At 59.8% G+C, this 7,753-nt stretch carries 10 protein-coding genes and 2 pseudogenes; 6 read left to right on the forward strand and 6 right to left on the reverse strand.

From position 1 onward, the window contains the following. Positions 1-314 precede the first annotated feature (314 nt). From GC119_RS11140 to GC119_RS10780, 4 genes and pseudogenes are all read left to right on the forward strand, one after another. Positions 315-716: an FtsX-like permease family protein gene (locus tag GC119_RS11140; RefSeq protein ID WP_319643753.1), complete on the forward strand. Its 402-nt coding sequence runs from the start codon at positions 315-317 to the stop codon at positions 714-716. Next, on the forward strand, positions 713-1,108 hold the full coding sequence (locus GC119_RS11145) for a hypothetical protein (RefSeq protein WP_226829412.1): 396 nt from the start codon (positions 713-715) through the stop codon (positions 1,106-1,108). Before GC119_RS11140 ends, GC119_RS11145 begins: the two co-directional genes overlap by 4 nt. Before the next feature lie 10 nt (positions 1,109-1,118). After that, on the forward strand, positions 1,119-2,120 hold the full coding sequence (locus tag GC119_RS10775; RefSeq protein WP_226829413.1) for an FtsX-like permease family protein: 1,002 nt from the start codon (positions 1,119-1,121) through the stop codon (positions 2,118-2,120). Next, positions 2,101-2,742 (forward strand): annotated as a pseudogene (locus GC119_RS10780) (ABC transporter ATP-binding protein). Before GC119_RS10775 ends, GC119_RS10780 begins: the two are co-directional and overlap by 20 nt. 27 nt (positions 2,743-2,769) lie before the next feature. Here GC119_RS10780 and GC119_RS10785 read toward each other — a convergent pair. After that, positions 2,770-4,104, reverse strand: coding sequence for a Fic family protein (locus tag GC119_RS10785; RefSeq protein WP_151953133.1), 1,335 nt, complete (start codon positions 4,102-4,104; stop codon positions 2,770-2,772). Between the two features lie 175 nt (positions 4,105-4,279). Between GC119_RS10785 and GC119_RS10790 the strand changes: the two genes are divergently transcribed. Further along, the gene (locus GC119_RS10790) at positions 4,280-5,008 is read left to right on the forward strand and encodes a hypothetical protein (RefSeq protein ID WP_151953134.1); all 729 of its coding nucleotides are present in this window, start codon (positions 4,280-4,282) and stop codon (positions 5,006-5,008) included. A 156-nt stretch (positions 5,009-5,164) separates the two neighbouring features. Then, positions 5,165-5,848 (forward strand): PQQ-binding-like beta-propeller repeat protein, encoded by a 684-nt coding sequence (locus GC119_RS10795; protein ID WP_151953135.1) that lies wholly within the window; start codon positions 5,165-5,167, stop codon positions 5,846-5,848. A gap of 39 nt (positions 5,849-5,887) precedes the next feature. On the opposite strand, the gene GC119_RS10800 is transcribed toward GC119_RS10795, so the two are convergent. The 5 genes and pseudogenes from GC119_RS10800 to GC119_RS11150 all read right to left on the reverse strand — a co-directional run. Beyond that, positions 5,888-6,208: a hypothetical protein gene (locus tag GC119_RS10800; RefSeq protein ID WP_070576195.1), complete on the reverse strand. Its 321-nt coding sequence runs from the start codon at positions 6,206-6,208 to the stop codon at positions 5,888-5,890. A gap of 174 nt (positions 6,209-6,382) precedes the next feature. Next, a complete protein-coding gene (locus GC119_RS10805; protein ID WP_151953136.1) occupies positions 6,383-6,916 on the reverse strand; it encodes a hypothetical protein in 534 nt (177 codons plus the stop codon). Positions 6,917-7,114: 198 nt separating this feature from the next. Beyond that, a complete protein-coding gene (locus GC119_RS10810) occupies positions 7,115-7,372 on the reverse strand; it encodes a hypothetical protein (protein ID WP_151953137.1) in 258 nt (85 codons plus the stop codon). 3 nt (positions 7,373-7,375) lie between these two features. Beyond that, a complete protein-coding gene (locus tag GC119_RS10815; protein WP_151953138.1) occupies positions 7,376-7,561 on the reverse strand; it encodes a hypothetical protein in 186 nt (61 codons plus the stop codon). A gap of 60 nt (positions 7,562-7,621) precedes the next feature. Next, positions 7,622-7,753: pseudogene (locus GC119_RS11150) on the reverse strand (IS481 family transposase); the annotation flags it as partial.

Consider the following 7,753-nt stretch of genomic DNA (forward strand, 5'->3'; position numbering starts at 1 on the left):
GATGGTCATCGGGGCGTTACGGTGTGTCATGGAAGACCTCCGGGTCAGGGTGCGTGTCGTTACCCACCTCGATACCGGGGGTCTTCTCTGACCTCAAATCCCGTTCACAACCTCCCGAGGAACTACAACTAGGTCACAGAAGCAGCCAAGGGGCAGGGCATTGACTGGCAGAACTACCAGATCTCCCCATCCGCCCAGTACCTTTCGGGCGTCATCGGAGCAGTCGACGGCATCAAGAGCATCATGCGCAACACCACCGTTGCCGCCACGGGATCGTCGCCGCCGCGGTCGTCGCGCTGGTCCTGTTCCTGTGGCTGCGCGACCGGAACAGGGAAACCGGCGCACTGCTGTCCATCGGGGTGACAAAAACCAGCATCGCCGCACAGTACTTCACCGAAATGCTCATGATCGCGGTCCCGGCATTTGTCGCCGCGTACTTCGCCGCCGGCCGATTCGCCCAATGGATGGGTGAGACCACCCTGGCCAGCGTCAACAAGTCTGCGGCCCAGGACATGGCCCAAGCCGGACAGTTCGGTGCCGACATGGAATCTTCCGCATCCGCCCAAACACTCGACAGCCTGACAGTGGGACTGACATCTGGCTCGGTTCTTCAGGCCGCGATTATCTGTGTTGTGGTTATCGCCGTTGTCGTTGCGATTAGCGCTGTGCCGATGATGCGCAAGAGCCCCCGCGCAATCCTGGCGGACGCCACATGACCAGCCCCTGGGCGCGCGCAATCCGCTGCGTCACCCGCAAACCCGGCCGCACCCTGCTCATGACCCTCATCATGACCGTGGTGTTCACAGCACTCGTCGCCCAATCCCGCGTCCGCTCGACCATGACTGAGGTCAAAAACGCCATCAACACCAACGTCGGCACCGGATTCACGGCAACCGGGGCTGGTTCGGTAGGTGAGACCGCTGGCGAGGTGGAGGCTGGTTCGGCAGGTACCCCGGCACCTCGGGAGGGTGACCGGGTGGCACCTGGGGCAGGTGAGAGTCCGGCTGCCCAGCCGGGCGGCACCTCGGGAGATTCCGGGGGAATCGAGCGGGAGGTGGCCGAGCGTTTGGCAGCCCTGCCCCCCCCAAGTGGCGCGGCACAGTCTTGAGGCAGCCGCCTTGGCCAGGCCCGAAGGCGCACAGGCGGTGTTGGGTGCCAGCGGAGTTCAGCTGGACCCGCAGTTCGCCGGTGATGTCAGTGTGACTGGAACCAGCGATTCCTCGCTCAACCCGGCATTCCAGGGCAAGCTGTACAAGCTTGTCGAAGGTGAGCACGTGGGTGCGGGGGAGTCGCAGGCTGGTGCGGACGGTGGTTCGCAGACTGGCGCTGGGAAGGCGATCATTCACCGCGAGTTCGCCGACCACAACAAGCCCGGGGTGGGGGACAAGCTGACTCTCACTCGCGGTGGTGAGAAGGTCACGGTCACGATTGCCGGCATCCTCGAAGGCAGAACCGACAACCCCACGGGCCTGCCGTCCGGAGCGTCTGAGAATCACGTGATTGTGGGCCTCGCATCGGCTCAGAAACTCGGCGCGCCCCTGACCACGGGTCGCTATTTCACGCAGAACGCGCAGCAGCTGCCGGAGGCGCTCGAAGCCGCCAAAGGCATCGCACCGGAGCTGACACTGGAGGACAACTCGGCACAGTTCGCCCCTGTTCTTCAGGCGATTACTGGGGTGGACCGACTGCTGGGAATCCTGCTTTTGGGCCTGTGTGTGGCCGGCGCGTGCGTGCTCACGCTGGTGAGCGCATTCTGGGCGCGCGGGCGGATTCACGAAATCGGCCTCCTTTTGTACTTGGGCAAAAGCAAAGGCAATGTGCTGTCGCAATTCGCGATTGAAGCGGGCATTTTCGCAGGTGTGGCGGCAGTTATTGCCGCTGTGCCGGGACGGTTCTTTCCTCCTGGCTGGGCCAGGCAGTCTTCACCCAGGTGGGTGGGGAGGCGCTGTCGGCGATTCAGCCGAGCACCGGAGCCGGTGATGTTGTCCTGGCGTTGGTGCTGGGAGCCGTCATTGTGCTCATCGGAGTGTCCGTGGGAGTCCTGCCGCTCGTTATGCAGCGACCCAAACGAATTCTTGCAAAACTCAGTTAGGAAACATGATGGCAATCATGCAGCTTGATCACGTCAACTTCAGCTACGCCAACTCTGCCAAGCTGGTGCTCAGCAATGTCACCTATGACTTCGAAGAGGGCACGTTCTACGCGATCGTCGGTTAGTCCGGTGCAGGCAAAACCACCATGTTGAACCTGCTGGCCGGGCTTGATGCACCCAGTCAGGGGACTGTCCGCTTTGGCGGCGACGACATTGCTGAAACCGGGTACACTCGCCATCGCAAAGACCAGATTGCGCTGGTGTTCCGGAACTACAACCTCATCGACTATCTGACATCTCTGGAGAACCTTCGCCTGACCAACCTCAAGGCCAGCATTGACGACGTGACTCGGTTGGGCATCGATGCCGCTGCTGCGAAGCGCAACGTGCTGGCGCTGTCTGGTGGTCAGCAGCAGCGAGTGGTCATCGGCCGAGCCCTGGTTTCCTCTGCTCCTGTCATCCTGGCTGATGAACCCACTGGCAACCTCGATGAGGAAACTGCGGAAGGGGTTATTGAGATTCTGCGGGATGCAGCCCATGCGCAGGGCAAATGCGTCATCGTGGTCACCCATTCGAAGCAGCTTGCACGATCAGCCGACGTCACCCTGCGCCTAGAACAGCGCAAGCTCGTCGAACGCAAAAAGGCATAGACGGACGAGGTGGTGTTATGGCTGGGATTACTTCTTGCCGGGACTGCCTGGGGTAGGCCGGTTCGGTTTGCTGATGCGCGTATCGAATCGGGTGCTTGCCCACTTCCGCAGAGTTGAGTTGAGCAAATCCAAAAGGTCATTGGACACGAAACCGCGTTTGCCCTTGCCGATGCTGCGCCTTTCAAGAACGCCTGCCGCAACGAGGTGTTCCAAAGCATTCTGTGCTGATGTAGAGCTGGTCCCGGTCAGCCGAGCAGCCACATCGACAGTCAATGCCGGAAGCTTCGGCAGGACATCGAGGATTTTCCACACCGATGAATCACTGCGCGGAATCCGCGTTTCGGTCCGCTCCGCATAGGCGGTGATGAGGGCGCGGCTATCGCGATCGAATTCATCAAGCTCATCCTTAAGGGCAGACGCCAGATCCACAGCCTCATCTGCCGCGGAAATGAAATGCCGAAGCCAGGCATTGAGGCCGTCGCTGATGCTCAGTTCGCGGACTGGCTCAGCGCTCGTGGCAAGTTCGGTGCCGTGCGGGATGCCGCGGAAAGTCATAAGCCCCGTGACGTATTCGTCTGAACGGGTCAGAAGCACCTGACTGATGGGCAGAACCGACCCTTCTGTCAGACCACCGCGGACAAACACCGTGTGAATGAGCGCTCGCCCAATGCGCCCATTGCCATCAGCAAAGGGGTGCAGCGTTTCGAACTGCGCATGCACTAGGCCCGCCTGAATCAGGCATCCCGTCGCAGCTCCGCTCATGAACTCAACAAGATCCTCAACCGCGGGAACCAGTGCATGTTCTGTGGGAGGAATGAAGTCCGCCTGGCCGGGGTGAATGTCACTTCCGCCAACCCAGTTCTGCCTATCACGAATGCCCGGCGTGCTCAGGCTGGGCAGCAGCTCTTTCTGCAGTTGCTCGATATCGGCCCACGTGATGAGCTCAGCCGTACCCAAACGTTCAACAGCGCTGGTCAGAGCGGAAATATTGTCGGCAACCTCGGCTGCGATCGACGCATGTCCGGAAGCAGCCGTGCCGTTTGCAGTGTGTTCGAGCCGTTTGAGTTCTTCGAAAACAATGTTCCGCGCATTAGAGCGCAGCCCCTCGATGTAGGAACTGGAGACTGCTTCACTGCGAAGCAGATAGCGCGACACCGCTTCGAGCTTGCCTGCGGCCTGATGAAACTTCAGATTGCGGATACGACGCTCTACACGACCGGCTTCAGCTGCCACCGCAAAATCGATGTGCCACTCAGGTTCAGTGAGCGAAAACGGCCGATACGCCCAATAGGTTCCCTGCCAGCGTTCACGCGGACGCCGCGCACTGTCAGGAGGAGTCCACTCCCGGGCTGTCCACGACATAAGCACTAGCCTTTCCTTCAGCGCGGTTCTGTCCAAGGATAATACTTATCCTTGGACTAATGGCCAGTGTACCCAAGGATAAATATTATCCTTGGGCGCTCGCGCCAGTTTGAAAACGGAACTTCTTGGCTACGATGAGTGCGTTGCCGCCCGGCACCCCTAACCAAGGAGCACCATGATCCGTCCTCGGTCCCTGCGCGCCACCGCGGCCGTCGTCTTTGCAAATTCGCTCGTCCTCGCCGGGTGTGGAGGATCAGTCAACCTTGGCGGCTCCGATGACTCCAGCAGCTCTGCCAGCCCGGAAAAAGATGAGCCGAAACTCGAATGGGGACCGTGGCAGCAGTTCGATGAGGGCGGGGCAACAGTATTCGCTTCCAGCGACGACATCGCAGTGTTCTATGGGAGTGGATTCCAGGAGATGCGCGCCTACGACGGCGACGGCAAAAAGCTGTGGTCCAAACCGATTATCATCCCACCGGCCGAAGCCGGCGATGTCGGTCCCGAGTCCTACATCAAAGACGAAACTCTCATCTACCAAGACCCGCAAACAGGAAAGATCCACGGCATCAATACGGCAGACGGCGAAGAACAGTGGACCTTCGACCCGGGTTCGCTCGGAAAGTGCTCCGGCAGAGCCTACAGCCTTTTAGCAGATGAACCGGTCACTCAATCCGGCACGATCATTGTCGCGCTGAACGGGCTTGGCCCCGCCTTCCAAGAGGTCCCCGACTGCTCAGGTGAGTCACCGGCAGCCGTGGGTCTCCAGATGCCAAAAGGCGCTTCGGGAGCTCAAGAGATCAAACCCCAGTGGCAGGCGCCCGCTCTGCCAAAGAAGAGCGACGTCACCATGCCGGCCGTCGATCCCAGCGGTCAATACCTGACCCACGCGGCCACAACATCGTAACGGCGCATCCTGCAGCGGACCGCACTCAAAGACGGCAAAGCCGAAGCCGCCGTTATAGCCAGAGCCGATGGCAAGGGCGGCGACCCGAGCCACGCAGAAGGCAACATCTACTTCTTCAACGCGATTGATGCCGACAACTACGCGCTGGAACGGGATGTGCCGGACAAGTCGACATCACGCGATATCCACACCGTCAGGGAATGGTCAGATGTGGAAGCCGCTGAGAATCCCGCCGTCACAATCAACGCGGGTGCTGATGGTGCCGACTGCCTGACCGGCTGGATACGCAAAGCTGCAGAAAAATGGTACTGCTACAACGCGACAGAGGAGTTCGTGATCTTTGCAGAAGTCGGCGACAACTTCACCGGCAGCAAACTGGAAAGCGTGCAGCGTAAACCCGTGAGCGCTGAATTCAGGGATCACATGGTGCCCGGAGCAAGGCTGCCAGGCGACACGGCCGCCGGAGTCACCGAGGATGGGACCCTGTACGGGCTCGTGCCGAGCCCCGCCAACACGCTCGATGCGGTTTCAATGGCCGACGGCAAGGTCCTCTGGTCGGCCCCTGCCGAGGCGGATGCGGGCTCCGCTGCCCGTGACGCGGGATACATGCTGGCTGCGGGTGCTGTCGTGTTCTCCCAAGGTGACGCAGTTGTCGCCGTAGACGCTGGCTCCGGTAAAGAACTGTGGCGCGAAGACGTTACCACCGCTGAAGGCTCGGCTGAAAAGCTGCATCTGGCATGGCTTTCGATGACTGAGACCGCCGTGGCCGTCAAGGTCCACGGCAAAGACAAGCCCAACGGGCAGACCAAGTTCCGAGTGCTGAGGTCCCAGTCGGGCTGAAGTTCAGCAGCGGCTAGCGCGAAGCTGAACTGCGGAACCTCAGCGACGGCTCTGAAGTTCCGCGCGAATGTCCTTGAGGATCTGGCACAGACGCTGCAACAGCTGCGCAACAACACCGAGACCGCCCACCATGACTGCCGAGCCCCACAGCGGAGCAGCGCGCAGCGGGTCACTTGCGTCAGTGCCGACGACAAGCGCAACGACCATCATGAGCGCGGCCAGAATGTACAGGATGAACGCGAACATCGGCCGCCTGTTGTCGTGATCGTAGGCGACCAGACGCGGTGCGGCCTCCATGTTGTCGGGAATGTTGACGGCACCGTTGTTGCCGTGTGAGGAATTCGAAGCCGATTCAGACAAAGCGGACCAATCTTTCTGTTCTGCCAAGGCACCGGGACGAAAGCCGAGGTGCCAGCCAGGGGAGCGCAGTACCCTGAGTATGCGCGCAGGCACTGCGTTGTTCGAGTGGGCTCATTGTACTCGACGACACGCCGACTCGCCGCTGAAGAAAACGTAAACCGGTGTCGGAAAGCATCATGCATCGCCTTTAAGATTGAAAGGGACGTTTTGTGAGGGCGTTCGAATAAGGGAAAGCAGCGGAAAAGCCGTCAGTAGGGTGATCGTGCCGAGGGTAGCAGCAAAAGCCATCTGGAAGATCAGAGTCGGATTGGCGGTATTATCCGCGGCGAATGCAATGCTGGAAATGATTGCGGTGGAGCATCCCAATGACGAAGTTAAGAGGCCTAGATTGCGGTAAGCACGCTCAATCCGTCCATTTAAGTTTGCCGCAAGGGCCTGCGTCATATTCCCGGTGCTGGTAATTGCGATGCTTGCAGCCAGCCAAGAGCCCAGGTGTGAGCGAACGTGGAGTTCGCTGCGGAAGGTGCCAAACTCAAGGCAAGCTAAGACTGCCACTATGGGGATGAATGTTATTGCCCAGCAGGCGCAGATCCAAACGGCTTGGTTGACGGCTTCCGGTTTTATTGGGCTCGTTCGCTGCTTGGAGTGCTTCTGTGCTTCGTCTGCTTTAACTAGGATCCGTGTGGATGAGCAGCGATCTTTTGTCATTGTGATCACCTGTGAAAGTGCGAATGCAGATTTTTACTCGGTCAGTGGGTCGATTCAGATAGTTCCACAAGGCCCTGACATGAGCAGAGGGGCTGGAGGGTTAAACCCTCCAGCCCCTCTGCTCATGTCAGTCAAGTCTTAGGCTGTTTAGTTCCTTGGGTATGTGGCCTTGGGAATTTCGTGGTAGTCTTTCGGCTCCTAGGACTTGACGGAAGTGTCGGCAACGCTGTGAACGATGCCGGTGCAACCGGTTTCAACAGCCTTGGCGAGCCGCCCTTTCTTCTTGGCGCCCCATGATTGTGTCTGTCCGCGAACCTCGAGCAGAACTGTGCCAGACTCGTTGAGGGCAAAGGAGGCCAGTGCAGTTCCAGGCAGGTCGCTGGTCTGGTCATACCGCGAGATCGTCCCAGACGGCGGGTTTCCGCGCCTGCTGAGCGAGTCCTGTGCAGCAAGCACCAGCTACTTGGAGTAGTCGCCGCGGTAGTTCTCCTTATAGCCCGAGTGGTTGTCGATCGCCACGGGCTTGCCAAACAGAGACAGTGTCACTTGTTTGCCTGCATCGCCGGCTTCGCAGCAAGGGCCCTCGCGGTGGAGGTCGACGAAAGAGTCGACATTCCAGACTTCGCCTTTCAGGCCCTTGTGCAAATTCCGGACCGCTTGTGATTCAGGGCGATGAACACCACCAGGCGGGCCGGTCCTTGTGCTCTAGGTGTACTTCCCCGTGAGGTTGTGAACGCGGTCGGCTGGTGAGAGTCCCCCGATGGCGGTGTGGGCTCGGTGGTGATTGTAGTCATGTAAGAACGCTGCGTACGAATCCTCGCGAGCACTCTCACTGGC

It is taken from the genome of Brevibacterium sp. Marseille-P9724 (genome assembly GCF_902500275.1).
Lineage (GTDB): Bacteria > Actinomycetota > Actinomycetes > Actinomycetales > Brevibacteriaceae > Brevibacterium.

Bases quoted from the DNA above. Each gene is read 5' to 3' on its own strand.
- GC119_RS11145 (WP_226829412.1), top strand. From the start codon at position 713: ATGACCAGCCCCTGGGCGCGCGCAATCCGCTGCGTCACCCGCAAACCC.
- GC119_RS10785 (WP_151953133.1), bottom strand. From the start codon at position 4,104: ATGTCGTGGACAGCCCGGGAGTGGACTCCTCCTGACAGTGCGCGGCGT.
- GC119_RS10790 (WP_151953134.1), top strand. From the start codon at position 4,280: ATGATCCGTCCTCGGTCCCTGCGCGCCACCGCGGCCGTCGTCTTTGCA.
- GC119_RS10805 (WP_151953136.1), bottom strand. From the start codon at position 6,916: ATGACAAAAGATCGCTGCTCATCCACACGGATCCTAGTTAAAGCAGAC.